Source organism: Mesorhizobium sp. M0408 (assembly GCF_040321495.1).
Taxonomy (GTDB): domain Bacteria; phylum Pseudomonadota; class Alphaproteobacteria; order Rhizobiales; family Rhizobiaceae; genus Mesorhizobium.
This window is the reverse complement of sequence record NZ_JAMYRO010000020.1, coordinates 1-24,390: the sequence shown is the minus strand read 5'-3', so window position 1 is coordinate 24,390 and position 24,390 is coordinate 1. Positions and strand designations below refer to the sequence as shown.

General features: G+C 61.7%; 20 protein-coding genes. 5 read left to right on the top strand and 15 right to left on the bottom strand.

Translation table 11 applies throughout. The annotated features are described in order from the left end of the window. Nucleotides 1–126 precede the first annotated feature (126 nt). From NKI67_RS22800 to NKI67_RS22785, 4 genes are all read left to right on the top strand, one after another. Nucleotides 127–1,950, top strand: a complete 1,824-nt coding sequence (locus NKI67_RS22800) for a retron Ec67 family RNA-directed DNA polymerase/endonuclease (protein ID WP_352646880.1) — start codon at nucleotides 127–129, stop codon at nucleotides 1,948–1,950. Nucleotides 1,951–2,086: 136 nt separating this feature from the next. Continuing rightward, nucleotides 2,087–3,907, top strand: a complete 1,821-nt coding sequence (locus tag NKI67_RS22795) for an SIR2 family protein (protein WP_352646878.1) — start codon at nucleotides 2,087–2,089, stop codon at nucleotides 3,905–3,907. Further along, complete coding sequence (locus tag NKI67_RS22790) at nucleotides 3,904–5,355, top strand: argonaute/piwi family protein (protein ID WP_352646876.1); 1,452 nt, start codon at nucleotides 3,904–3,906, stop codon at nucleotides 5,353–5,355. Before NKI67_RS22795 ends, NKI67_RS22790 begins: the two co-directional genes overlap by 4 nt. Before the next feature lie 435 nt (nucleotides 5,356–5,790). Further along, nucleotides 5,791–8,019, top strand: a complete 2,229-nt coding sequence (locus tag NKI67_RS22785; protein WP_352646874.1) for an adenylate/guanylate cyclase domain-containing protein — start codon at nucleotides 5,791–5,793, stop codon at nucleotides 8,017–8,019. Nucleotides 8,020–8,480: 461 nt separating this feature from the next. On the opposite strand, the gene NKI67_RS22780 is transcribed toward NKI67_RS22785, so the two are convergent. The 15 genes from NKI67_RS22780 to NKI67_RS22705 form a co-directional block, all read right to left on the bottom strand. After that, a complete protein-coding gene (locus tag NKI67_RS22780) occupies nucleotides 8,481–9,674 on the bottom strand; it encodes an IS91 family transposase (RefSeq protein WP_502909356.1) in 1,194 nt (397 codons plus the stop codon). A 4-nt stretch (nucleotides 9,675–9,678) separates the two neighbouring features. After that, nucleotides 9,679–10,584: a tyrosine-type recombinase/integrase gene (locus tag NKI67_RS22775; protein WP_352646872.1), complete on the bottom strand. Its 906-nt coding sequence runs from the start codon at nucleotides 10,582–10,584 to the stop codon at nucleotides 9,679–9,681. Between the two features lie 257 nt (nucleotides 10,585–10,841). Continuing rightward, complete coding sequence (locus tag NKI67_RS22770; protein ID WP_352646870.1) at nucleotides 10,842–11,114, bottom strand: DUF2274 domain-containing protein; 273 nt, start codon at nucleotides 11,112–11,114, stop codon at nucleotides 10,842–10,844. A gap of 11 nt (nucleotides 11,115–11,125) precedes the next feature. Continuing rightward, a complete protein-coding gene (locus tag NKI67_RS22765; protein WP_352646868.1) occupies nucleotides 11,126–12,340 on the bottom strand; it encodes a TraB/TrbI/VirB10 family type IV secretion system protein in 1,215 nt (404 codons plus the stop codon). Nucleotides 12,341–12,350: 10 nt separating this feature from the next. Then, on the bottom strand, nucleotides 12,351–13,379 hold the full coding sequence (trbG, locus tag NKI67_RS22760; RefSeq protein ID WP_352646866.1) for a P-type conjugative transfer protein TrbG: 1,029 nt from the start codon (nucleotides 13,377–13,379) through the stop codon (nucleotides 12,351–12,353). Then, nucleotides 13,369–14,100 carry a conjugal transfer protein TrbF gene (gene trbF / locus NKI67_RS22755; protein WP_352589295.1) on the bottom strand — a complete coding sequence of 244 codons (732 nt, stop codon included), beginning with the start codon at nucleotides 14,098–14,100 and terminating at the stop codon, nucleotides 13,369–13,371. The genes trbG and trbF overlap by 11 nt, the downstream gene beginning before the upstream one ends. Continuing rightward, entirely contained in the window at nucleotides 14,101–15,423 is a 1,323-nt protein-coding gene (gene trbL / locus NKI67_RS22750; protein ID WP_352646864.1) for a P-type conjugative transfer protein TrbL, read from the bottom strand. A gap of 36 nt (nucleotides 15,424–15,459) precedes the next feature. Further along, nucleotides 15,460–16,185: a P-type conjugative transfer protein TrbJ gene (gene trbJ, locus NKI67_RS22745; RefSeq protein WP_352646862.1), complete on the bottom strand. Its 726-nt coding sequence runs from the start codon at nucleotides 16,183–16,185 to the stop codon at nucleotides 15,460–15,462. After that, entirely contained in the window at nucleotides 16,182–18,632 is a 2,451-nt protein-coding gene (gene trbE, locus NKI67_RS22740) for a conjugal transfer protein TrbE (protein WP_352646860.1), read from the bottom strand. Before trbE ends, trbJ begins: the two co-directional genes overlap by 4 nt. Beyond that, a complete protein-coding gene (locus NKI67_RS22735; RefSeq protein ID WP_352571685.1) occupies nucleotides 18,626–18,898 on the bottom strand; it encodes a VirB3 family type IV secretion system protein in 273 nt (90 codons plus the stop codon). Before NKI67_RS22735 ends, trbE begins: the two co-directional genes overlap by 7 nt. Continuing rightward, nucleotides 18,898–19,206 carry a TrbC/VirB2 family type IV secretion system protein gene (locus tag NKI67_RS22730; RefSeq protein WP_352547795.1) on the bottom strand — a complete coding sequence of 103 codons (309 nt, stop codon included), beginning with the start codon at nucleotides 19,204–19,206 and terminating at the stop codon, nucleotides 18,898–18,900. The genes NKI67_RS22735 and NKI67_RS22730 overlap by 1 nt, the downstream gene beginning before the upstream one ends. A gap of 11 nt (nucleotides 19,207–19,217) precedes the next feature. Then, nucleotides 19,218–20,186, bottom strand: a complete 969-nt coding sequence (gene trbB / locus NKI67_RS22725) for a P-type conjugative transfer ATPase TrbB (RefSeq protein WP_352646858.1) — start codon at nucleotides 20,184–20,186, stop codon at nucleotides 19,218–19,220. After that, nucleotides 20,183–20,596 (bottom strand): CopG family transcriptional regulator, encoded by a 414-nt coding sequence (locus tag NKI67_RS22720; protein WP_352646856.1) that lies wholly within the window; start codon nucleotides 20,594–20,596, stop codon nucleotides 20,183–20,185. Before NKI67_RS22720 ends, trbB begins: the two co-directional genes overlap by 4 nt. A gap of 119 nt (nucleotides 20,597–20,715) precedes the next feature. Next, entirely contained in the window at nucleotides 20,716–22,743 is a 2,028-nt protein-coding gene (locus tag NKI67_RS22715; RefSeq protein ID WP_352646854.1) for a conjugal transfer protein TraG, read from the bottom strand. Nucleotides 22,744–23,718: 975 nt separating this feature from the next. After that, nucleotides 23,719–23,952, bottom strand: coding sequence for a hypothetical protein (locus NKI67_RS22705; protein ID WP_352467844.1), 234 nt, complete (start codon nucleotides 23,950–23,952; stop codon nucleotides 23,719–23,721). 107 nt (nucleotides 23,953–24,059) lie between these two features. Here NKI67_RS22705 and NKI67_RS22700 point away from each other — a divergent pair. Then, nucleotides 24,060–24,390, top strand: a 331-nt coding sequence (locus NKI67_RS22700; RefSeq protein WP_352646978.1) for a KTSC domain-containing protein, incomplete at its 3' end; no start/stop codon positions are given.

Below are 24,390 nucleotides of genomic sequence, written 5' to 3'. Positions count from 1 at the left end.
TTCTGTGGGGGTTCCTCACAGGTGAAAGCAAGACGGCTCTAGTGCTTCCCGGAGAATGCGACGAGGGCGATACGTTATGGTCCATTATGCTACATCGCATAGGAGTATCCGCAAGCCGCCCCTCCTATGACAATCGTTTCGCTTAAACTGGAGCAGTACAAAAAAGCGGACACTCTGACCGATGTTGCGCGAATTCTCGACCTCAAACCGGCGCACATCTCCTATGCCCTGTATAAACTCAGCGATGTTTCCAAATACGATGAGTTTACCGTCCCCAAAAAATCGGGCGGCGACCGGATCATTCGTGCCCCGCACAAGACCTTGAAGGCTGTTCAAAAGCGTCTTGCTAAGGATTTGCTGCTGATCGAACAGGAGCTAGAGGCGAGCCGGGTCAAGAAACGCAATTGCATTCTCGCCCATGGATTCAAGAAAAAGCTCTCCATCATCACCAACGGCGAAAATCACCGGGATCAGCGATACGTCTTTAACGTCGATCTCAAGGACTTCTTTCCAGCGATCAATTTTGGGCGGGTCTTCGGCTTTTTCACTAAGCACAAGGACTTTGCGCTCAAGCGCAAGGTCGCGGCCGTCCTAACGCAGATTGCATCTATCGACAACCAGCTGCCCCAGGGGAGCCCGTGCTCGCCTGTCATCTCCAATTTGATCGCCAGCGTCATGGACATTCGCCTTAACGAGCTGGCGAGGCAAAACCACTGCACCTACACGCGCTATGCGGACGACATTACGTTCTCGACCAGCGAACAGCTCTTCCCGTCAGCAATCGGACGCCGTGTGAATGGCAGCATCAACCTCTGGGAGGCCGGCCCCAAGCTTGTGAAGATGATAGCTCGGGCCGGATTCGAGCTAAATCACGCCAAAACGCGTATGCAGTGCTATTACTCGCGGCAGGATGTGACCGGGGTTGTCGTCAACCAGAAGGTCAACATCGCTTCGGACTATTATGCGACCGTCGCGGCTATGTGCCATCACCTGTTTATGGAGGGCTCATGCCACGTGAAGGTCAATGGGACCAAACGGCCTTTCTCGCTTGCCAAGCTCCGTGGACGACTGGCCTTTATCCACCAAGTCCGCGGGCGAGGACCGAAGGTACGTCAGGTTCCCGACGAAAAGGACGAGCAGACCAAGGCGCCTCCACAGAAGGTGTGGGCGAGTTTCAAGCTCTTTGAGCGCTTCCTGAATTATGCCGACCTATACGGCGCTGAACGACCTGTCGTTCTCTGTGAAGGCGTCACGGACAATATCTACATCAAGTCCGCGCTTCACAATCTCGCAGCCAAGTATCCAGCCCTCACCAGTCCAGCGGGCGAACTGAAAATCAAACTCTTCAAATACACCCGTAGCTCGGCTGCTGTTCAGCAGTTGGGCGGAGGCTGCGGCGATCTTACTAAACTGGCAAGGATGTATTCGGCCCGCATTAAGGGCTTCAAGAGTGGCGGCAAACATCCTGTCATCATGGTGGTCGATTCGGACGAAGGCTCGAAAGACCTATTTAAGCACGTACAGCACGTCACGAAAAAGAAAGTCGATGGATCGGACAGTTGGTACTTCTTGGAGTCCAACCTCTACGTGATACCCATTCCGAAGATTCGAGGGGCCGATACCCCCTTTGAGAAACTCTTCGAACAAGCCCTGCTGGACAAGCCCTACGAGGGTAAGAAATTCGATATAAAGCTGAAAGAAACGGACGGGGCGACTCACATCTCCAAAAAGACTTTCGCGAGCAAGGTGGTGGCCGTGAACAAGGCCACCATCAACTTCGGCGGATTTGAACCGGTGCTGAACGCTGTTGTCGAGGTGATTGAGGACTATAAGAAGAGGGTCGGATCGGTTATCCCGTCTGCACCGACCGCAGGCAGAGCTGGGGCCGTTTCCAGACTGTCCGTTGCTGGGCGCAAAGTAGCAATTAACAGCAATCTAATCGCCGACTGATCTTGGCGGCGGCTGCCAAACTCCTGTCAAATCGAGTAGCATAACTCCCACACCGTCGAAGGAGCACCCAATCAGTTCTGTCCCAACCATGTCCCTCGCTCAGTTCGCGACAGCCTTCGCCCTACGACCGAATACGGTGGCATGGTTTCTCGGCGCCGGCGCGTCGGCGGCATCCGGGATTCCTACCGGCTATGCGATGATCCGTGACTTCAAGGCCCGAATCTTCTGTCGCGAGACAAACCTTTCAAAACGGGAAATCGATACGGCCGACCCCATCTGGATTGAGCGGATCGATAATTTCTTTCGCCGGACGTCGCGGCTGCCGCCGGACGGAGATCCCATGGAATATGCCGCCGCTTTCGAGGCGGTCTATCCCCAGCCTCGCCACCGTCGACAGTATATTGCGGATGCGATCGCTAAGGGTGTGCCATGCTTCGGGCATAAGGTGCTTGCCAGCCTCATGGCGGCGGGCAAGACCGACTGCATCTTCACGACCAATTTTGACCCGCTTGCGGAAGACGCGGCACTCACCGCGAACGCAATCCTGCCGACCGCCGACCAGAGACGGCCCACTGTGGCGGCGATCGATTCTGCCGACCGTGCGACGCGTTGCCTCGACGAATCCGACTGGCCGCTAATCGCGAAACTTCATGGGGACTACCAGTCGATCGCGATCAAGAACACCGGATCAGAGCTGGAGCAGCAGGACGCCCGCATGCGACACGTGCTGGTGGAGGCTGGAAAGCGGTTCGGAATGCTGTTCGTCGGTTACAGCGGGCGCGACACCTCGATCCTAGAGGCGCTGAACGACGTCTTGGCTGCACCCTCTCCGTTCCCGAACGGACTCTATTGGGTTGCCTCATCAGCGAGCCGCCTGCTCCCAGCCGTCACCGAATTTCTGGATCGCGCGCAGACGGCAGGGGTCGACGTTTCGGTTATCGAATGCACGACGTTCGACGAGTTGGTCGCCGAGATTGTCAAGATAACGGATCTGCCGCAGGCGCTCTACGATCACGTGATGGAAGGGCGACCTACGCCGCGCCTCGTACCCGTCCAGATTCCGAATGCCAAGGCCCGGGCATTCCCGGTACTGCGCTATTCGGCAATTCTGCTCCAATCGATGCCGACGGCGGCGAGGCGCATCATGCTGACCCGCGCAACCACGTCGGCAGAGGTGCGAGAAATCTTCAAGGCGAAAGGTTATCGAGCGACGGCGGCCGCGTTGGGGAGGGAGTTGGCGGTGTTTGGGCGGGATCAGGAGCTCGTGGACGCCTTGGCTCCGCTCGGCCCATCGCTCGCTGGAACGATCGACCTCGATCCGGCCGCCGATAGCTGGGCCATGGGCTTGCTGTACGACACACTCGTGCGATCTCTGGCCCGACAGCGCCCGCTAATCCCGCGCTACAGGCGTTCAGGTCATTCGCTCGTCGTCGCCACACCGCGCGACGGCGACGATCCTGAGCGAACGCGGCGCCAGCAACAAACCCTATCGCGGTTGCGCGACGCGTACGGCACTAATCTCGTCGGCGCAGTGCCCGGGCTTGGTTTCCCCTTTCGGGAGGGTGTCCACCTCAAACTGGAACAGGTGGACGGCAGGTGGTGGTGCGGCTTCGAGCCCTACACGTTCGTCCAGCTACCCCGTCAGGACACTCCCCAATCGGTTGGCTCCGAGGATTTCTCCGCCAACCAGGCCCCGGCTGAAGTAGGTATACAGGTCGAACTCCGGGGTGATCCCGCCGGAGACTGGCGTCGCGAACGCTGGGCTCCGCGCTTTAACAAGAGCTGGGCCAGCATTATTGGAGCCTGGGCGCAGCTTCTTACCGAAACAGGAGGGACGGCGCGAAGCGCCTTCGGGCTCGAAGACGGCACGGGCATTGATGCCGCGTTCAAGGTGTCACCCATTACAGGGTACAGCCGGCCGTCGCACCACCACACCTACTTCGACAGGAGCAAATGATGGCGAACTCAGCCCTGACCGAGCTGCCGCCATTCACGCTGTTGGACGAGCCGGATCTGTCCTTTTCGCCATCCGAACCCACTCAAGTCGATGTCCACCCGCTGCGGGGACTCGTGAATTATGGGCCATATTCGAAGGGCTCCTTCAGCGGCTATACCTCTCGTGTGCGCATCGCAACAGTCGGCCCGGGGGGTGCTTTCCATCGTCGCGGCGACCTAATGAAGCTTTTGCGCGACGTGCATCGGGCTACCGACCGAACGGAATATGTGCCGGAATATCCAGGTTTCGAGCGCCTGTTCCGCGTGGCTCTTGAGGCCGCGCCCGCAAGCGCGCACATCAAGTGGCCTGAACGCCTAGACCAGTTGCCGGGCGACGGCGACGCACAGCATCGCCTCTACCTTGCCATGGATGCCGCGCTCCGCCGCCTCGACGCCGTTCGCAATGAGTTCGAAGTTGTGCTGGTCCACTTTCCCGACAGCTGGGACACGGCGACACGCGGAAAATTCTTTGACGCACACGACGTGCTGAAGGCCTTAGGCGCCAAGTATAATATTCCGACTCAGGTCCTGAACGACCGCGTCTTCACCTTCAGCTACAAGGCATCGCTGGCGTGGCGTCTTTCGACCGCACTGTACGTTAAGGCTGCGGGCACGCCGTGGAAGCTGGCGCCGCTAAAAGGCGTACCGGCCGACACCGCCTACATCGGGTTGGCCTATGCCCTACGCGGCGATCAGCAAGACGCACATTATGTGACGTGCTGTTCGCAGGTCTTCGACATGGACGGCGGCGGCATGCAGTTCGTTGCGTTCGAGGCGCGAGACCCGGTGGCCGACGTCACCGAAGCCCGCAGAAACCCCTTTCTCAGCCGCGACGACATGCGCGCCGTCCTCGCCCGCAGCCTGGAGCTCTATCAAGGGCGCAACGGCGGCAACCTGCCAAGACGCATGGTTATTCATAAGACGACCGCGTTCAAGGAAGGCGAGATCGAAGGCGCATTTGACGCGCTCGCCGGTGTGGCGGAAGTAGAGTGTATCGAGGTCAGTTCGGCATCGTGCTGGCGCGGCGTCTGGCTGATCAAGTCGGGCGCGGAGAAGCCTCCGTCAAAGCCGTCGGGATTTCCCGTGCCGCGCGGGACAATGGTGGTCCGCACGGGCAATTCCGCCTTGGTATGGGTGGCGGGAAATGCTCCCGATGTTTCGACCAAGGGCGATTACTATCAGGGCAAGAAGAGCATTCCCCGGCCACTGCAGCTGATCCGTCATGCCGGGAGTGGACCGCTTGAACTCATAGCCCACGAGGCGTTGGCCCTTACGAAGATGGATTGGAACAACGACGCGCTCTACGACCCTGTGCCGGTAAGCATTCGCTATTCGCAGAAACTGGCCCGCACGATAGCGAACGTCCCTGACCTGCCGCGAAATGTCTATCCGTATCGCCTGTTCATGTAACCGCGCCGTGATATGCGCCTATCCAGGAACCGGCGCGAGCGTATCGGCCTCGGATGGGCTTCTGCTAACCGTCAGAACTCTAGACTACCGGCTGCTTTTGGGAGCACGCAAACAAACTCCTGAACGTCCGATTATGGGCGCGATCCGGCCTGTCGCGAACGCGAACTTTTGACCCCAAAGCCCCCATTTGGCGAACCCATAGACGGCCGCTTCTGGCGCTAGTTGCCCGTTCCGGCGGCCGGCTCAACGGCAAGCCCTGACCCAAACGAGCCATTCCGGCAGGCAAGCTCTAATGTCTCGAATGTGGTGACTACGACATTGGTTACACCTCGCCGTATCAGCGGTCCATCAAACGTGCGGGAGAAGGGATTTGCTGGTAAGGTCGGTTTCCTTTCAGAACAACCAATACTATGATCCGCTGGGGCCAGGCCACCGATGGACCGCAAGCTTGCCGCGATTCTAGCCGCAGATGTAGTAGGCTATTCGACTCTGATGGAGCGCGACGAGGCCGGTACATTTGAGCGACTACGTGCCGGACGCAAGGAACTGTTCGAGCCCGAAATTGCCCGCCACCACGGCCATATCTTCAAGCTGATGGGCGATGGGATGCTGGCCGAATTCGGTAGTGTCGTCGATGCCGTCGAATGTGCAGTGTCGTTGCAGCGGGGACTGTCCGAGCGCAACGCCTCGCTTCCCGCAGTGGAACAGATCGTGGTGCGGATCGGCATCAACCTCGGCGAGGTGATCGTCGACGGCGACGACCGGTATGGCGATGGGGTCAACATCGCGGCCAGACTTCAGCAGTTGGCGGAATCGGGCGGCATCTGCATCTCGGGAAAAGTGGCCAAGGAGGTTGATAGGAAGCTGGCGTTCGCCTTTGAGCCAATGGGCGAACAGAGGGTCAAAAACATAGCCGAACCCGTTCAGGCGTATCGCGTGTTGCTTGATTCCGCGGCAGCGGGCAAGACCCTCCATTTTCGCCACCAGCCGCGCGCCTGGCGTTTTCCGGCCGCGGCGGGAATTCTCGTCCTGGCTCTCGGCCTTGCAGTAGCATGGTGGCAACCGTGGGAGAGGCCTGCACCGCTTGCCGTTCCGACCGTCAGCGAGGCAGCCGACACCCGGCCCTCGCTAGTCGTCCTGCCCTTCGACAATCTCAGCGACGACAAGGAACAAGAATATCTCGCCAACGGCTTCACCGAGGATCTGACGACCGCACTGGCGCGTGTGCCGGGTCTTTTCGTCTTCTCCCCCAACGCGGCCTCCGCTTACAAGGACAAGGACCCGAAGGAGATTGCGGCGGCATTGGGCGTCCGGTACCTGCTGAAAGGCTCGATTCGCCGCGTCGGCGACGACATGCGCATCAATGCGCAGCTGATCGATGGCTCGACTTCCAGACATCTCTGGGCGGAGCGTTTCGACGGCCGGTGGGCAGACGTATTCGCGCTGCAGGACAGCGTTGTCAGCAGCATCGCGGGTGCGCTCCAGCTCCGCCTGGTGAGCGGCGCGCCGGCTACCCGGGCCGGAGGCACCAGTAATCCCGAGGCCTATGAGGCCTATCTCAAGGGGATGGACATCTACAACCGTATCAACACGCCCGAGGAGTTTGCGCAGGCTGTGAAGTATTTCCAGCAAGCCGTGCAACTCGACCCCGATTTCGGCGCGGCGTACGCCCAGCTCGCCTGGGCCTACTGGGACGCGGATGTCGGTCGGGTCGTAGTAATGGGGCTTACGACCGACGTGGCCCAGGGCAAGATCTATGAAACCCTGGAAGCGGCGGCCAGGGATCCTTCGCCGGGCTACTATCAGCTCGTCGCCGAGTTGATGGTCCGCGAGCACGACTCGGACGACGCAGTTACCGTTCTTCTGAAGTCGGTGGCGCTCGATCCCAGCGATACTTGGAATTATCTCTCGCTGGCCAATGCTCTGAATTTCAACGGCAGGCCGAAGGAAGTGCTTAGCTATCTCGATGCGGCTGCGCGCGTCGACCCAAACTCGTGGATGGACTACAGGCGCTACCAAGCCGGACTGGCCGAGTTCGGCCAGGAGAAGTTTGAGGACGCGGTTCGCTCTATCGAGAAGATGGACCTTATATCGGCCGATCCACGGGCGAAATTTTATGCCCTGCAGGTCCTTATTTCGGCTTATGGGCATCTTGGGCGCACAGACCAGGCCGCGGCGGCTTTGGAAACGCTTAGGAAGGTTGTTGGGCGGGTGGACAGGGGGCCAAGCCAGTTGATGACCCAGGATTACATGGTGTTCAAGAATACGGCCGATATCGAACGCCTTTTGGCCGGGCTGACCAAGGCAGGTGTGCCAGAGCTGTCGGCATTGGCAAAGGCAGGCATGAATCCGAAGGACCGGCTCACAGGGGCGGAAATAAAGTCTCTCATGTTCGGGCACGAAACGCGCGGAAAATTGGTAATGCCCACGTTCCTGCCGATGCAGCGCACAACCTCGGTCGACGGCGCCGTCAGCGAGACCGTTGGCCAGAGGAGCCGCGTAGGAACCTCGTGGGTGCAAGGCGATTTCTTGTGCAACGCCTTTCCCATAGAACTGACAAGCTGTGGGGCGATTTTTCGCAATGTGTTCAGGACGCCGGGGCGCGACGACGAATACAAGGCCGTTTACCGCGGGGACCAGTTCGAGTTTTCGGTCGTCAAGTGAAACTCCCAAATGCCGCAAGGCCGTAAGTCTGCTTGCCGAGTAGACGCGACGTTGTTGGCATAACTGCAAACGTCGACAATTGGCGCTATCAAGACGTCCGGCCCTGTCGCTGACCACGTCTGCTTTCAGGCAGCGGCTAAGCCAATCTCTACGGCCGACATGCTGAAGGGTTTCGGGTGCCGTCAGGCGTACGAAAGCCTCTCATGCAGGAACCCGCGGACCGCACGCGGTGGGCTATGGGGATTTGTGTTTCGGAGTGTGCCAGCGCCTGTCGCGAACTTCCGCATGGGGTGTTGTGGGCTGGTCGAGGAAGCGGCTTCCGGGCCAGGTCGGGGGGCCTGTCGCGGTGATTCCGACGGGGTTCGCGTGCCTGACGACTGGCGCGACAGCGACGCGCACATACGTTCCCGTTAACCGGTGCCGGCGTGGCGCGGTCGTGTGGGCAAACGGGCCATGCCGGGTCATGGGGCGTTCTCCCGGTTCGTCGCCGTTGTGTCCGGCGGTCCACGCGGCTGCCTCCACCGTTCGAACGTCTCGATGACGACCATGCGTCCGCCGCAGCACGGGCATGGCGGGCGGACGTCAGCCGGTTCTTCCGGGGTGTCGTCATCGGGAGGCGGAGCGACGTTCAGCAGGTTACGGGAGAGTGCGAGGCTGGCCTTGCGAGCGGAGCTGGCGAGCAGCCCATAGTGACGGATGCGGTGGAAGCCACGCGGCAGGACATGGAGCAGGAAGCGGCGGATGAACTCATCGGCCGAGAGCGTCATGACGCGCTGGCGCTCGACACCGTCGCGGCGATAGTCCTTGTAGCGGAAGGTGACCCCCTTCTCGTCGAAGGCGATCAGGCGGCGGTTCGAGATGGCGACCCGGTGAGTGTAGCGCGACAGGTAGGCGAGCACCGCTTGGGGCCCGGTGAAGGGCGGCTTGGCATAGACCACCCAGCGCTTGCTGCGAACAGGCTTCAGATGACGCAGGAAGGCGCGACGGTCGGCCAGGTGTGCCGCCGATCCGAAGAAGGCGAGCCGACCGGCGTCGTGCAGCGCGACGAGCCGGGTCAGGAACAGACGGCGGAACAGCTTGCCCAGTACTTTGACTGGGAGAAGGAAGGCCGGCCGCGACGATATCCAGCGTGACCCGTCCGGCGCGATGCCGCCGCCCGGCACGATCATGTGGACATGGGGATGGTGGGTCATTGCCGAGCCCCATGTGTGGAGCACGGCGGTGATGCCGATGCGCGCGCCGAGGTGCTTGGGATCCGCCGCGATCGTCAGCATCGTCTCCGATGCCGCCTTGAACAGCAGATCATAGACCAGCGCCTTGTTGTGGAACGCGATGACGGCGACCTCGGCGGGCAGCGTGAACACGACGTGGAAGTAGCCGACTGGCAGCAGGTCGGCTTCGCGCTCGGCGAGCCATGTACGGGCGGCCGCGCCCTGGCACCTGGGACAGTGCCGGTTGCGGCAGCTGTTGTAAGCGATCCGCCATTGGCCGCAGTCCGCACAGGCTTCGACATGACCACCCAATGCAGCGGTGCGGCAGTGTTCGATCGCCGACATGACCTTGAGCTGCTGCAGGCTCAGATGCCCTGCATGGGCGACCCGGTATCCGGGGCCGGCAGCACGGAAGATATCGGCGACCTCCAGGTCCGCCCGCACCGGTTCAGTCGGGAGGGGTCTTGCCTTCCATCAGCGCCATCAGCCGGTCGAGCGGCCCCGCGACCGCGTGGATCGTCCGGGTCGAGACCTTGGTGTAGAGCGCGGTGGTATCGAGCTTGCTGTGCCCGAGCAGCACCTGGATGACGCGGATGTCGACATCCTGCTCAAGCAAGTGGGTGGCGAAGCTGTGACGCAGCGTGTGCGGACTGACGCGCTTGCGGATGCCGGCGACTTCGGCTGCTTCCTGGACCGCGCGATGCAGCTGCCGCGACGAGATCGGCGCTGTGCAGCCGCGCCCCGGGAACAGCCAGCCATGGGGGAGCATCACCCCGCGCCGCTTGCCTTCGCGCCACCACAGCCGCAGCAGTTCCAGCAGTTGCGGCGAGAGCATGGCGTTGCGGTCCCTGCGTCCCTTGCCCTGTTCGACGCGGATCAGCATGCGTGTCGAATCGATGTCGTCGACCTTCAGATGCGCGACCTCGGATACGCGCAGGCCCGCGCCATAGGCGACACCGAGCGCGGCCTTGTACTTGATGCCTGGCGCCGCTTCGAGCAGCCGCGCCGCTTCCTCAACGCTCAGCACATCGGGCAGCTTGCGCGCATATCGCGTGACCACCAGCGCGCGCGCCAGATCGCGCCGCCTCAGCGTCACCGTGAACAGGAATCGCAACGCCGAGACCGCACCGTTGATCGTCGCCGGGCCCAGGCCGTTCTCATGCTGGCGCAACTGGAAGCGCCGGATGTCCCCGGTCGTCGCGGTGTCGGGAGCGCGACCAAGGAACGCGGCAAAGCGCCGGACATGACGTACGTAGTCCTGCTGCGTATGCGGTCCCAGGCCTCGCATCAGCATGTCCTGCTGCATGCGCCGGCGAAGCGGCGTGATCGGAGCATCGGTCGACAAGGTAGCCATGGCGAGTTCCTCTCGTTGAAGGGAACTCCATGGTCGGATCGCAGTCTCTACCCGCTCAAGGCCTTTGAATGTCGCGCCATCTCAGAACCAGGCGACCCTCCCGCGAAGCGGGTTCGTGCATGGGGCGCAGAGCCGGCATTGGTTCGGGGCAGATCAGCTCGTCTATTGTGCCCTATGTTTCGGTTTCGCCGGCAAATTGCTTCAATGCATTTGCCCGCCTAAAAAGGTGCCCCCTCGGACTCACTGGTCGCTGTCACTTATTCGGACCCCGAAATTGGCTGCCGCCGCGATTTCTCTGACTTGTCGACGACAGGGAGCCCTTCCTTTCTGGCCTTGGCAAACGCTCGATCGCTCTCCAGGAACTCCGCCAACATGAACGGGATCAGTTCCGCTACCAATTCGGACTCGCCGTAGGTCTGACGATAAAGCGCCGCATAGTCCTTCAGTGCTTGGTTCAGGTCTGCACTTACGCTTATGGTGATCTTCGAAGGTGTCCGATCCGGAAGTTTGCCGAGTTTCAGATTGGTCATGATGACTCCAGTCAATTCGGGTACGGCCGCAGCACAAGATCCTTGTGCACGATGACGCGCAGTGGCCAACCGGGCCGGACAGTGATGGTGGGTTGGATATTGAGGTTCTTCTCGGTGATGCGCTGGCCAGCTTGACTGACGTTCTGCTGAGCGGATTCGCGGATTGCTTTGACCAGGTCGCTTTCGTCTTCTCCGAGGCTCAGCTCGGTGCCGACCCCTAGCAACGTGGCCAGCGCAACGCCTTTGATCAGCTGCCAGGTGTGAAAATCCACCTTGTCCTCAAGCCCGGCATAGCCGGCGGTGTCCGTCGCCGGCAGGTTGTCGATTTCGATCGAAGAGCCGTCGGGCAGCAGTATCCGTTGCCAGACCAGCAGCGCGCGCCTTTGTCCAAAGGCCACGACGCTGTCATAGGTGCCAATCAGGCGAGAGCCTTGCGGAATGAGCAAGGTACTGCCGGTGACTGTGTCGTGCACATTCTCGGTGACCTGTGCGACGACGAGGCCGGGCAAGTTGGAATTGATGCCAGTGATCAGGCTCGCTGCGATGACGCTGCCGGCCATCAGCTGATACGGCGAAGCCGGCGTCTGCAGTGCATGCAGATTGTAGATTCCATTTGTATTCCGCTGGCTGACAAAATCGAGCTTGCGCTGTTGATTGTTTTGGTCGCCCTCGGCCGGTGCTACGGAAGCTGAATCGCGTGCGGCATCGGATTGTGGAGCCGTTGCCTCAAAGGGTGGACGCCCGCCCTGCCCGTTGCCGGCGGCATCTGCTTGCCGGGGTCGATTTTCGATCCGGAAGAAGACTTGCGATTCGCGCGCCTCGATCGCCTGCTGTGCAAGGCGCTGCTCCTCCGCCGAGACCTCCTGGCCCGGCGCGATGCCCAGCTGGCGTTGGTGCTCAAGGATGGGGCGGCCGAGGTCGCCGGGCAGCGGTGGTCCAAGCACCGGAGGCGGCTTGATCCCGGAATAGTCCTTAGGCAGCCTTTCAAGAGCCTCTGCGGTTGGCTTCCGCTCAGTATTGTAAAGCTCTTCAGCCTGCTCTTTGATGCGCAGCGCCGGTCCCTGCAGCGCCATCATGGTGACGCCTAGAACGGTCCCGGAACCAACAGCAGCAATGGCGACAATAATGCTGCGCTTGAAGCGCACAGCGCGGCGAGGCGAGGCCCGCAGCTGCAGCTGTTCTGGATCGAGTTTCGGTGGAGCATCGGAGCGGGAAGTATCCGTCATGGGCCGTCCCTCACCTGCTGGAACGCGAAAAGAGCAATATCCGCCTCGGCGCTTGCCTGCCGTCGGTCCTCGTGATGCGCACCACCTGCTGCTGCTTGGCGCCGAGGCGCAGTTCGGCTGCGGCGAAGAGGCGATCGACGATGTAATAGTTGCCCCGTATGCGGTAGTTGACGAGCTGGTTGTCCCCGTCAGCACCGACGATGAAGAGCGGCGGAGCCTCGCCCTGATCGATGCGGCGCGGAAACTCGATATAGACCTTGCTGCCATCATCGAAGGCGCGCGTCGGCCTCCAGGGCGGCATGTCGCCCGTAATCGAATAGCGGAAGCGAATATTTTCGAGAGCCACATTCGACGCCACTGGGATAGCAGCCTCGGCCTGCGCATTGCGCCGGCGTAGCGCGATGATCTGGTCCTCGCTGTAGGTCCAGGAGATCGCCGCCATGGCGGTCTTATCCGTGCTTTGAAGCTGCAGGTGATAGCTTCGCCGGTCCGTGGTGATCACCAGATTGGTGGCAAGTCCTGGTGCGAAGGGCTTCACCAGCACATGGGTGCGCTGGTCATCGCCGGAGCCACTGACGGTGTCGCCAATTACCCAGCGCACTGTATCGCCGGCCGACACGGATTGGAGTTTCTCGCCTGACTGCAGAGCGATATCGCTGACGCGCTCCGGTGCGGCATAGAGCTGGTAGAGCGCGCCTTCGGCAAAGGGGTAAACCTGCACCGCATTCACATAGCCATATTTGGTGGGTTGCTGCGTCGCCGCCTTGTTGGCATCGGCGACACGTTCTTCAGGCGAGCGCTTGTCTTCAGCAACCTTGCCCGGCTCGGGCTGCAACTGGCCGGGCAGCGGCAGCGGTTTCGGCACTTCCACGACCTTGACGGGCTTCTCCGGCGCCTTCTCGATTGCCGCCGGTTGGAACTTGGCAGCATCATAGGAAATCTGAGGTGGCGGCACCGGCTTCGAGGCACAGGCGGAAATGACCGCAGCCGACGCAGACAGGATCAGCGCAGTGCGGAGCGACGAGAGTCTATTTATCATTGGCGGGCTCCTTTGGGGGAACGGAAGTTTGCGCGGCACTGTCGAGCTCGCGCGACCAGTCGATGGCGTTGATGAAGACGCCGAGCGGGTTTTTGCGCAGCTGATCGGCATTGTTCGGCGGCCGGATCACAATGGTGAGGATCCCGGTCCAACGCGTTGTGCTGGCGAGGCTGCCGCGCTCAAAGACCTGCTCGGTCCATTTGACTTGATAGGAGCTGTCGGACGCTCGAACCACGCTCGTCACCTGCACCGAGACGCTGCGCGTGCCGATCTTGCCGAACGGGTCGTTGGCCTTAGCGTACTCGTTGAGAAAGAGGGCTCCACGGTCGGTGGCGAAGTCGTAGGCCGAGAGCCAATTCTGCCGCACCAGCACCGCATCGGTGGAAACAGAGCGGACATTCTGGATGAAGCGGCCGAGATGCCAGGCGATCTGGGCATCGGTGGGCTCGTAGTCCCGGATTGCTGGAGCGACGGCGCGCGCCTCGCCGAAACGATCTACCTCGACGACATAGGGCACGACGCGGCCCTGCATCGACTGCCACAAGAGTCCACCAGAGAGCCCGGTGGCCAGAGCGAGGCAGCCGAAGGCCATCAGGCGCCAGTTCCTTGCCTGCACGCGCGCTGTGCCGATGCGCTCGTCCCAAAGTTGGGCGGCCTTCTGGTATGGCGTGACGGGGTGGGGCGTCTTCCCGTAGCGTTGAACAGGTCGCTTGAAGAGCATCTAGTCTTCCTTGTCATTGAGAGAGGGGTTGGCGCCGCTTCCACCCCGATCGCCATCACGGACGGCCTGCGTGGCGGCATGGCGATGGGCGCGCGCGGTCTGTTCGGAACGCAAGCGCCTCGCCCACGCCGGCGCGGCATTGGCACCTGACGCGGCAGGGTTTCCGGTCATTGATGCGGTCGGCGTGCCGCCCGTCGAGGTCCAGGCGGCATCGCGGCCGGCATCGGCGTTGCGCCGGAATGGTTCTGTTGCAGATCGCATTCCCCGCATCGCGGCGCCGCCAGCTGCACCGGCAACGCCCTTCAGTCCAGCAGCTACGCCGGAGAGGCCGGACTCGGGCGATGTTGCACGCCCCATCTGCCAAGCTGTGGAAGCAGCCGATCCCATGGCCGTTCCGGCTCGAACGGCGGCGAGACCGCCGCCGGTTGCCATGCGCGCGCCGGCAAGCGTCGCACCTCCGGCAACGAGCGTTGATCCGGCGGCCGCCGCGGTAGTTCCGAGTGCGGCGCCGGCGCCCAGCTGCGGCGCGCCGGAAACAAGACCCGAGGCGATCCCTGGCCCGAAAATGCCGAGCCCAAGCAGCGCCAACGCGCCCAGTACCTGTGACATGGCCGCGGCCAAGTCCGGCTCCTTGCCTTGCAGCGCGGAAGCGAACTCGCCGAAGAGCGTAGAGCCGATGCCGACGATGACAGCAAGCACCATCACCTTAATGCCCGACGAGATCACATTACCGAGCACGCGCTCGGCCACAAACGCCGAGCGGTTCCAGAGCGCGAAGGGCACCAGAACAAAACCGGCCAATGTGGTGAGTTTGAACTCCAGGATGGTGATGAAGAGCTGAATTGAAAGAATGAAGAAGGCGATGAGGACCAGAAACCAGGCGAGAAGCAGCACGAAGATGGTCAGCGCGTTGCCAAAGATCTCGGGGAAGCCGACTAGCTGGCTCGCTTGATTGAGCAGCGGCCAGGCGCCCTCGAAGCCGGCCGCGGCAATGCGGCCTGGCCGCAGGAGACTGTCGGCGGACAGATTGCCGGCCGATGCGTTGATGCCGAGCCCGGCAAAGGAATGGTAGATGATGTCGGCGAGGTTCTTAAAATTGTTCAGGATGAAGGCGAAGGCGCCGACATAGAGCACTTTTCGGACAAGCCGGCCAAGAACATTGGGCTCGCCGCCGAACGCCCAGACCAGGCCTGCCAGCGTGATGTCGATGCCGATCAGGATGGTGGTGAGAAAGGCGACGTCGCCCGAAAGCAGACCGAACCCGCTATCAATATAGCGGGTAAAAGTCTCCATGAAGCGATCAATGACGCCGAGGTCATTCATGTCGCCGCCTTCCTCGTTGTCTTGAAGAACTGCTGATCAGTTGCCGGGATAGGCCGTACCGGTGCCCAGGAAACGCTTCGTCGTCTCGCGGGCGGCTTCCTCGGACTGCGCCTTGCGGGCAGCATCTTCGGCTTCAGCCCGGAACTGGGTCGCGAGCAGCGTCTGGATCTGGATCTGCTGCTTGGTCGAAAGCGCGATCAGCTGATTGGTGGCCTGGCTTGCCTCAAGGGCACCTGCCGCGCCCTGACTGCGGTTGACGAGATCGGTAAGCAGGTCGCCGTCGGCCCGCACGTTCTCCACGATCTGCGACTGCGCGCTCATGGTTTGGCGGAACGCCTGCATGGCGTTTTGCCAGCGCTCGCGCGCGGCGCTCGCCACATCGCTGACCTTGATTGTGGCGTCGTAGCTTTCCGGATATTGCACACGCCACTGGTTCTGAAGCTTGTCGAGATCGAAGCTCAGGCCGCTGGCCTGGGTCATCAGGCCGTCGATCCGTTGGAGCGAACCTGTGAGCTGGCCGACGGAAGAAAAATCCAAGCGCTGAAGATTCCGCGCCATGTTCTGCAGCATCGTCGCCTGGTTCTGAAGCGACTGGATCTGGTTGTTTATCTGCTCCAGGGAACGTGCCGCTGTCAGCATGTTCTGCGTATAATTCGACGGATCGAACACGATCAGGGCGTGGGCTGGCTGGACGTAGTCGGCCATCGGTTTTGCGATTAGGGAAACGGTGATCAGGCTCGTGAGAAGGCGGCGCCGCATCATGACGATTGCTCCTTGTCTGGTTGAGGGAATTGCTGGAGAAGCTCGGCAGCCCAATCGAGGCCGCGCGCACTCAGGAACCGGAAGGCAAAGCTGTCCTGCCCGTGCTCTGACAGGACGTTGTCGATCAAAGCTTGCGTGGCCGGATCAGAGGCGCCGCAGAGCGCAAGAGCGATCGGGCCGAGCCCGAGCTCGAAGAGGCGGTTGCCGCGGCGCGACTGCACATAATACTGGCGCTTCGGTGTGGCACGGGCGACCAATTCGATCTGCCGCTCGTTCAGACCAAATCGCTCATAAGCCACCCGCGCCTGCGGTTCCACGGCACGGTCATTGGGGAGAAAAATGCGCTGTGGGCAGCTCTCGATGATCGCCGGCGCGATGGAAGAGCCCGCGATGTCGGCAAGCGACTGCGTGGCAAAGATCACCGACACGTTCTTCTTTCGCAGCACCTTCAGCCATTCACGGATGCGGGCGGCAAAGAGAGGGTTGTCGAGATAGACCCACGCCTCGTCGAGCATCAGCAGCGTCGGCCGTCCGTCGAACCGCTCCTCGAGACGATGGAACAGATAGGTGAGCACCGGGAGCACAGCGCCTTGGCTGTGCATCAGCTCTTCGGTCTCGAAACACTGCACATCCGACAAAGCCAGCCGATCTTCATCGGCATCGAGCAGCCGGCCGAAGGGACCGTCGAGCGTGTAGGGCATCAACGCGGCCTTGAGCCCATTGGACTGAAGCAGAACCGATAGGCCCGTCAGCGTGCGTTCCTGCACCGGCGCAGTGGCAAGGCTGATGAGTGCCGACCAGATCGCCTCCTTTACCTCCGGCGTAACGCTGACATTCTCATGGGCAACGAGGCCGGCGATCCATTCCGCCGCCCAGCTGCGAGTAGCCTGGTCGCCGATATTGCTCAGTGGCTGGAAGGCAAGCGCACCATCCGCGCCCAGCGCGTGGTGTTCTCCGCCCATGGCCAGTGTTGCCGCACGAGCCGAATTGCCCTTGTCGAAGACATAGACCTGCGCCCCGGCATAGCGTCGAAACTGCAGAGCGACTAGCGCAAGCAGAACCGACTTGCCGGCACCCGTCGGCCCAACGACCAGCATGTGGCCGACATCGCCAACGTGGGTGGAAAGCCGAAACGGTGTCGACCCGTTGGTCTCTGCGAAGAGAAGCGGCGGGGATTCGGTCCCAGTCACGTTGGTGAGATGCTCGTTATCCACCGGACCGGCCCACGCCGACGACAGCGGCATGACATGGGCAAGATTCAGCGTGTGAACGAGCGGCTGGCGAACGTTAGCGTAGACATGACCGGGCAACGAGCCGAGCCACGCCTCGACCGCATTGATGCTTTCACGGATCGTGGTGAAGCCGAGCCCATTGACTATGCGCTCAACCGCTCGGAGCTTTTCCGCGGCGGCCTGTCGGTCCTGGTCCCATACCGTCACCGTTGTGGTGAGATAGCCGAAGCCGACGTGATCGCCGCCCAATGCCTGAAGGGCGACATCCGCATCGAGCGCCTTGTTGTCGGCGTCACTATCGACGAGAGGGACGGGTTCGTTGGTCACGACCTCGCGCAGGATGGCTGCGACCGATTTGCGCTTGGCAAACCACTGACGGCGCAACCGGGTCAGTGTCTTTGTGGCTTCCGTCTTGTCGAGCGGGATGAAGCGCGTCATCCAGCGGTAGGCGAAATCCTGATGGTTGAGCGCGTCGAGGATCCCTGGCCGGGTGACGTTCGGGAAACCAAGGATGGTGAGGGTGCACAGATGCTGCTCACCCAGCATCGGCTCCAGGCCGCCGGTAAGCGGCGCGTCAACCAGAACACCGTCGAGATACATTGGCGTTTCCGGCATGGCGACCGGATGGCGGTAGGTCGAGATTGTGCCGTGCAGATAGGTTAGCGTCTCGGCATCATCGAGGGCGCGCACTTCCGGGATGAACCCGGACAGCAAATCCAGGACGCGGTCGGTCTCGTCGCGAAACCACGCCAGCTCCTGGCGCCAGTCTCTAACCCCTCCCGAGTGATGCGAGTCGACCAGTGCGCTTTCCGCCCGCGCCTGGCCATCTGGCGCCGGCATGAAGACCAAGGTCAGATGATAGCGACTCTCGAAGTGCGCGACCTTGCCCTCGAAGGCCGCGCGCCTTTCCTCATCGACCAGCCATGAGGCAACATCGGGAAAAGCCGAGCTCGGATAGCCCAGCGCTTCAACGCGCTCGGCCTCGAAAAACAACCCCCATCCGGAGCCCAACCTTCGTAGCGCATTGTTGGCTCGTGCGCAGATGCCGACCAACTCGGCTTCGGTCGCGCTTTCAAGGTCGGGGCCACGGAACCGGAAGGTTCGCTGGAAGCTACTGTCTTTATTGAGCACGATGCCGGGCGCGACCAAAGCGGCCCAGGGCAGATGGTCGGCAAGCCGATCGGCTTTGCCGCGATACTCCGAAAGGTTCAGCATGCAAGCCACCCCTTCAGGCGAAGATGACGGACAAGCACGCTGGCGAAGTCCGGATCGCGGCGAGCGGCAAAGACCGCGAGGGTGTGGCCGGCGATCCAGAGCGCCAGTCCGGCGATCCACTGCTGCAGGCCAAGGCCTATTGCCGCGGCCACCGTGCCGTTGAGGATCGCCACCGCTCGCGGCGCGCCGCCCAGCAGGATCGGCTCAGTCAATGCCCTGTGAACGGGGACTTCGAAACCCTCGACATGCTGCTCTCCGGTGGCCATCAGACGAGTGCCCCGCCGCCGAAGGAGAAGAAGGAGAGAAAGAAGCTCGATGCCGCGAAGGCGATCGACAGGCCGAAGACAATCTGGATCAGCCGGCGAAAACCGCCTGCCGTGTCACCGAAAGCAAGGGTCAGGCCGGTGGTGATGATGATGATCACCGCGACGATCTTGGCGACCGGTCCCTGCACCGACTCAAGGATCTGCTGCAGCGGCTGTTCCCAAGGCATGCCGGAGCCCGCTGCGTGGGCCGGGAGGGTGAGAAGAAACGCGAGCGCGGTGGACGAAAGGAAGCGAAGCTTCTTGAGCATGAGGTGACCTTTCAAAACTGCTGGAGTTGCGGAAGCGTGAGCGGGGTGACGGCGTAATCACCGCTGCTGTCGAGACCGGTGACCTCAGCGATCGCGTCAATGCGGCGCGAGGATCCGCGCCCAGCGATGAAGACGATCAGATCTACCGCATCAGCGATGAGGCGGCGGGGAACGGTGACGACGGCTTCCTGGGCGAGCTGCTCGATACGGTAGAGAGCGGAGCGCGCCGAATTGGCGTGAACCGTCGCGATGCCGCCGGGATGCCCGGTGTTCCATGCCTTCAGCATGTCCAGGGCTTCCGCGCCCCTGACTTCGCCCACGATGATGCGGTCGGGTCTGAGCCGCAGGGTCGAGCGCACGAGATCGGCGAGCGTGACCGACCCCCGCCTCGTCCTCAAGGCAACGCAATCCTTCGCCGCGCATTGCAGTTCGCGCGTGTCCTCGATCAGGATCACCCGCTCGTCGCAATCGGCGGCTTGTGCCAGCAGCGCATTGGCAAGTGTTGTCTTGCCCGACGACGTGCCGCCGGCGACCAGGATGTTGCGCCGCTCGCGGACCGCCTTCTGCAGCGCATCGGCCTGCAGCGGCAGCATGACCCGGTCGGCGACATAGTCGGCCAACGTGTAGAGTTTCGCCGCAGGCTTTCGGATGGCGAAGCAAGGCCCCAGCACGACAGGCGGCAGCAGACCCTCGAAGCGCTCGCCCGATGGCAATTCGGCGCTGACAATCGGATTGTCAGCATGCGCCTCGGCGCGCACGTGGGAGGCGACCAGGCGGATGATGCGTTCGGCCTCAGAAGGATGCATGTGCACGCCGGTGTCGACCCGGCCTTCACCCAACCGGTCGAGCCGCAGCGCACCGTCGGGATTGACCATCACCTCAATGACGATCGGATCGGCAAGGGCTTCGGTGATCGCCGGACCCATGGCGGTGCGCAGCATGACGCGGCGGCGATGGTCGGCTTCCGGATGAGAACTCATCCTTCCCCTCCCCTGCGATCGTCGGTGCCAAGTGACCGTTTCCCGGAAGCGATTTGGCGGCCGACCTGTTCGACGAATTTGTCGAAGCGCTCCTGGGCAATCGCTTGCGTGGCCCTGTCCGGCACCGGCGTGTGAGCATGAAGCGTGATCGAAAAGCGGATGAAGAGCGCCAGGCTCTCCAGAATCATCTCGACATCGCGCCTGACATGTCCGAGGTCGTGGGAAAGACGGTCGAGCCTCTTGCCGTAGCGCTGGTCGAGTTCATTCTCCCCACGCCGCTCGATAAAGGTCTCGACCGCGTGCGCCACAATGGCCGATTTGGTGGTCGATGGATTGCGGCTGAGGTTCTCCAGCTTCTCGCTCAACTCGGGTTCAAGCAAAAACTGGTGACGAATGCGGTGGGGCTTCATGCTGCTCGTTCCCTCTGACCGGCGCTGATGCACCGGCGACGGGAACGAGCATCGTCGAGATCCTCGAAATCGCTTACGGCCGTTATCTACGCTGGGATGCGCCCGCGTAGGCGCGCCGTTCAGAAGCCGGGCACGATGTCCTTGTCGTCGCCCATTCCCTCGTTGAGGCCGTACGCACGTGCGGCGGTGGAAATCCGATCCATGACGCGTTTGTCGGCGAGCGTCTCGCAGTCATCGTCTGCGGGCGTGAACAGATCGCCCTGATCAGGCTCCTGGACGACGAGGGTCCGTTCTTCGCGCAGGCCCGGATGGCGCTGCTGCTGGACACCTCCGTCTTCGATTGCCGCGCCGGCACTGTCGTCATCGCCAGCAAGACGCCGATCCACGCCGCGCACCTGTCCGCTCCAATCGTCCGGGCGCGACGTGGGCCGATCCGCGTAGGCACCGTCGCGCAGCACCGGCGAAGGCAGCACTCGCTCCGTGAAATTCGGATCCTGGTAATAACGCAACTTCTTGGCGCGAATCGGCGGCAATCCCGAAACCAGGATTAGTTCGTCAGCCTGCGGCAACTGCATCACCTCACCCGGCGTCAGCAGGGGGCGAGCGGTCTCTTGGCGGCTTACCATGACGTGGGACAACCAGGGCGCCAACCGATGGCCGGCATAGTTGCGCATCGATCTGAGTTCGGTCGCGGTACCGAGCGCGTCCGAGATGCGTTTGGCCGTGCGCTCGTCATTTGAGGAAAAGGCAATCCGCACATGGCAATTGTCGAGAATGGCGTTGTTCTCGCCATAGGCCTTGGAGATTTGGTTCAACGATTGCGCTATCAGATAAGCGCGGATGCCGTAGCCTGCCATGAAGGCGAGCGCAGTCTCGAAGAAGTCGAGCCGACCGAGCGCCGGAAATTCATCCAGCATCATCAGGAGCTGATGCTTGCGGCTCTTCTTTGGATCGCCCTCCAGGCGCTCGGTCAGCCGCCGGCCGATTTGATTGAGCACCAATCGCACCAGGGGCTTAGTGCGCGAGATATCCGACGGCGGCACGACCAGATACAGCGACATCGGTCGCTCGGCATCCACAAGGTCGGCAATGCGCCAGTCGCAGGCCGATGTTGCCGCGGCCACCGTTGGATCACGATAGAGCCCGAGAAACGACATGGCGGTCGAGAGAACGCCTGAGCGCTCGTTCTCTGACTTGTTCAGCACCTCACGAGCCGCCGAGGCCACGACCGGATGGACCTGGGGCTTGTCCACCGTGCCGAGGTGGTTTGTGGTCATCATCCGCTGCAGTGTCGCAGCGAATGAGCGTTGCGGGTCCGACAGGAAGGTGGCGACACGGGCGAGTGTCTTTTCCTCTTCGGCGTAGAGCACGTGCAAGATGGCGCCAACTAGGAGTGAATGACTGGTCTTCTCCCAATGGTTCCGCCGCTCCAGCGCGCCTTCCGGATCAACGAGAATGTCGGCGATGTTCTGAACGTCGCGGACCTCATCTGGACCTTTGCGCACTTCCAGCAGCGGGTTGTACCGCGCCGATCTCGGATCGGTCGGATTGAACAAGAGACAGTGCGAGAACTTCGACCTCCAGCCAGAGGTCAGCTGCCAGTTCTCGCCTTTGATGTCGTGAATGACGGCCGAGCCGGTCCAGGAAAGAAGGGTTGGAACAACCAGTCCGACGCCCTTGCCCGAACGTGTCGGCGCAAAGGCCATGACGTGTTCTGGTCCGTCATGGCGCAGATAGCGACAATTCAGTCCGCCAAGGAAAACGCCGGCCGGCTGAAACAGCCCCGCCTTCTCGATTTCCAGCTTCATGGCCCATCGTGAGGACCCATAGGTGGTGACCAACCCCCGCTGCCGTGCGCGCCAGAGGGACCCAGCTATCGCGGCGGCACAGCCCAGGAACCCGCTGGCTCCGGCAAGTATGCCAGCCTTGTCGAAGACTTCAGGCGCATAGGCGTCAAATTGGAACCACCATTCGAACAGTTTCCACGGCTGGTAGATCGGCCAGCCGACTGTCACAAACCATGGCGCGCCGAGTGGCGGCTGATAGGAGAGCATGTGGGCGCACCATTGGGTTGCAGTCCACACGCCAAGAATGACAATTGCGAATACGACAGCGATCTGCCCAATCAGCAACTTCGTGGGTGTCAATAGCTTGCTCCGCTCTTGTGGCCAGACGGACCAAACATCGCGCCGAGCGATGAGAATTCGAACGGCCGCTACGTGCGACTAGGTGCGATGACAAGGTTGATAGGCATTGTTCAGCTGCGAACAGCGAAAATCCGCCGCAGCAACCGATCGGCGGTGCCAGGTACGCGGTTGGTCGCAGAAGATGTTGGGGCTTCAGGCGCGGGCACATTGAAGATGTGCTGACAGACAAACCTTTGGAGCCGACGCGTTTGTGCGAGTAGCGAGCTGAAAGGCTCGGCGAGAAGTCGTCGTTCTCAATCGGGCGACGGGGGATACATCGGCGAAGACGGCATAAGGCGGGATGGGCCAGACCGAGCCGACGGAAAGGTCGTAGCCAAGGCCTTGGAGCGCATAGCGCCTGGCCGGGAGGCCGCCGCCAGTCAGGCTTACGCGGCGCGTCGTTGAGCGAGGTGAAGACCCGCACGGGCTCGACGAGGGTCCACGGCGGTCACAATGTTGTGGTGGTGATCGCAGTAGACGCGATCCGGCGAAGTTGGCCCAGCACAAAAACGATAACCGCCAGGTACAGAAGCGTCTTCGCTCACCGGGAAGCGGCACTGATAGAGGCCTAGCTGAATGAGGGGGACGTCTCGCGAAGTTAGTCTGATATTTTCAGGCATCATGATGGTTTCCTAGTTCGTAGCAATTACCAGCTGACGGCCGCAGTGCGACCCGTCGGGACGAGCTTCTCTCGTTTTGGAGGGCTATGGGTCACCATATGGTGTTGGTAGCACCATCAATGAAGCCCTACGCCCTGCTTCTGAAGCCAATAGTTTGCGACTTAAGGCCACACGCGCGAACGCATTAGCAATCTACCATCGTGTCCCCGAGGCACTCGCCCGCCGCGGTTTGCCGGCGGCGGGGTCGCACTGGCTTGTGGGGCCCTAGGCCCACTCGCGGCGCTCGCACTCGATCTCGGTGCGGGTTTCCCGTGTCTCATCGCCCTGTCAGCGCCTTGCAAATGAGCGAAACCAAGCTGTCGCGCGCTCGCTCGTGGAGTGCGCCTTTCGGCCGCCATGCAAGGAAATCATCAACGCTCATCCAATCAGCCGGGTTTGTGTCGGCGTCTGGCTGGCTGAATTCCACATATAGATGCAGTTCGTCCGGCACGAAGACGACCCTCCATAATCCTTTGATGTCATTGGCAAGGTTGTAGGCGAGGACGGTCATGGCGGGGCACTCCTTTCGCCGTGGAGCGTGCCTATCTCACGGGAAAATTCCATCACCAGAAGTTAGTATTGACGCTCGCGCTTTCTCAGAAATCCAACGTCCGCGTGATGCCGAAAGGTGCAGCCAGCTTTTTGTGTATCTCGATTGGGAACACGGGACCGCCGCGAAAGTTCGGTGCACGCAGCGAATCCTCCCCTCCAGGTATTGCTGCAGATCGGTATCCCGATCGGCCCGCGCTCCCCGCAAGGCGCGGGCCTCGGCCTGTGGTGCTCATGCCATCTACTTCGATCCGCAAGATGGAATATGATCTGGATAGAAGGACCCTCTCGGTGTGGTTCGTCGCCAGCGGCAAGCGGTACGAGTTTGAGGGGGTACCGCCGGAAACCTTTGCCGCGTTCCGGGCCGCGTTCGCCAAGGGCCGCTATTTCAACGACCACA

Excerpts from the sequence above, each read along its gene's own strand:
- trbE (WP_352646860.1), bottom strand. The coding sequence starts at position 18,632 with ATGCTGAACCTTTCGGAGTATCGCGGCAAAGCCGATCGGCTTGCCGAC.
- NKI67_RS22765 (WP_352646868.1), bottom strand. The coding sequence starts at position 12,340 with ATGACGGATACTTCCCGCTCCGATGCTCCACCGAAACTCGATCCAGAA.
- NKI67_RS22735 (WP_352571685.1), bottom strand. The coding sequence starts at position 18,898 with ATGGCCACCGGAGAGCAGCATGTCGAGGGTTTCGAAGTCCCCGTTCAC.
- NKI67_RS22775 (WP_352646872.1), bottom strand. The coding sequence starts at position 10,584 with ATGGCTACCTTGTCGACCGATGCTCCGATCACGCCGCTTCGCCGGCGC.
- NKI67_RS22730 (WP_352547795.1), bottom strand. The coding sequence starts at position 19,206 with ATGCTCAAGAAGCTTCGCTTCCTTTCGTCCACCGCGCTCGCGTTTCTT.
- NKI67_RS22770 (WP_352646870.1), bottom strand. The coding sequence starts at position 11,114 with ATGACCAATCTGAAACTCGGCAAACTTCCGGATCGGACACCTTCGAAG.
- trbJ (WP_352646862.1), bottom strand. The coding sequence starts at position 16,185 with ATGATGCGGCGCCGCCTTCTCACGAGCCTGATCACCGTTTCCCTAATC.
- trbG (WP_352646866.1), bottom strand. The coding sequence starts at position 13,379 with ATGATAAATAGACTCTCGTCGCTCCGCACTGCGCTGATCCTGTCTGCG.
- trbL (WP_352646864.1), bottom strand. The coding sequence starts at position 15,423 with ATGAATGACCTCGGCGTCATTGATCGCTTCATGGAGACTTTTACCCGC.
- NKI67_RS22705 (WP_352467844.1), bottom strand. The coding sequence starts at position 23,952 with ATGACCGTCCTCGCCTACAACCTTGCCAATGACATCAAAGGATTATGG.
- NKI67_RS22785 (WP_352646874.1), top strand. The coding sequence starts at position 5,791 with ATGGACCGCAAGCTTGCCGCGATTCTAGCCGCAGATGTAGTAGGCTAT.
- NKI67_RS22720 (WP_352646856.1), bottom strand. The coding sequence starts at position 20,596 with ATGAAGCCCCACCGCATTCGTCACCAGTTTTTGCTTGAACCCGAGTTG.
- NKI67_RS22790 (WP_352646876.1), top strand. The coding sequence starts at position 3,904 with ATGATGGCGAACTCAGCCCTGACCGAGCTGCCGCCATTCACGCTGTTG.
- NKI67_RS22800 (WP_352646880.1), top strand. The coding sequence starts at position 127 with ATGACAATCGTTTCGCTTAAACTGGAGCAGTACAAAAAAGCGGACACT.
- trbF (WP_352589295.1), bottom strand. The coding sequence starts at position 14,100 with ATGCTCTTCAAGCGACCTGTTCAACGCTACGGGAAGACGCCCCACCCC.
- trbB (WP_352646858.1), bottom strand. The coding sequence starts at position 20,186 with ATGAGTTCTCATCCGGAAGCCGACCATCGCCGCCGCGTCATGCTGCGC.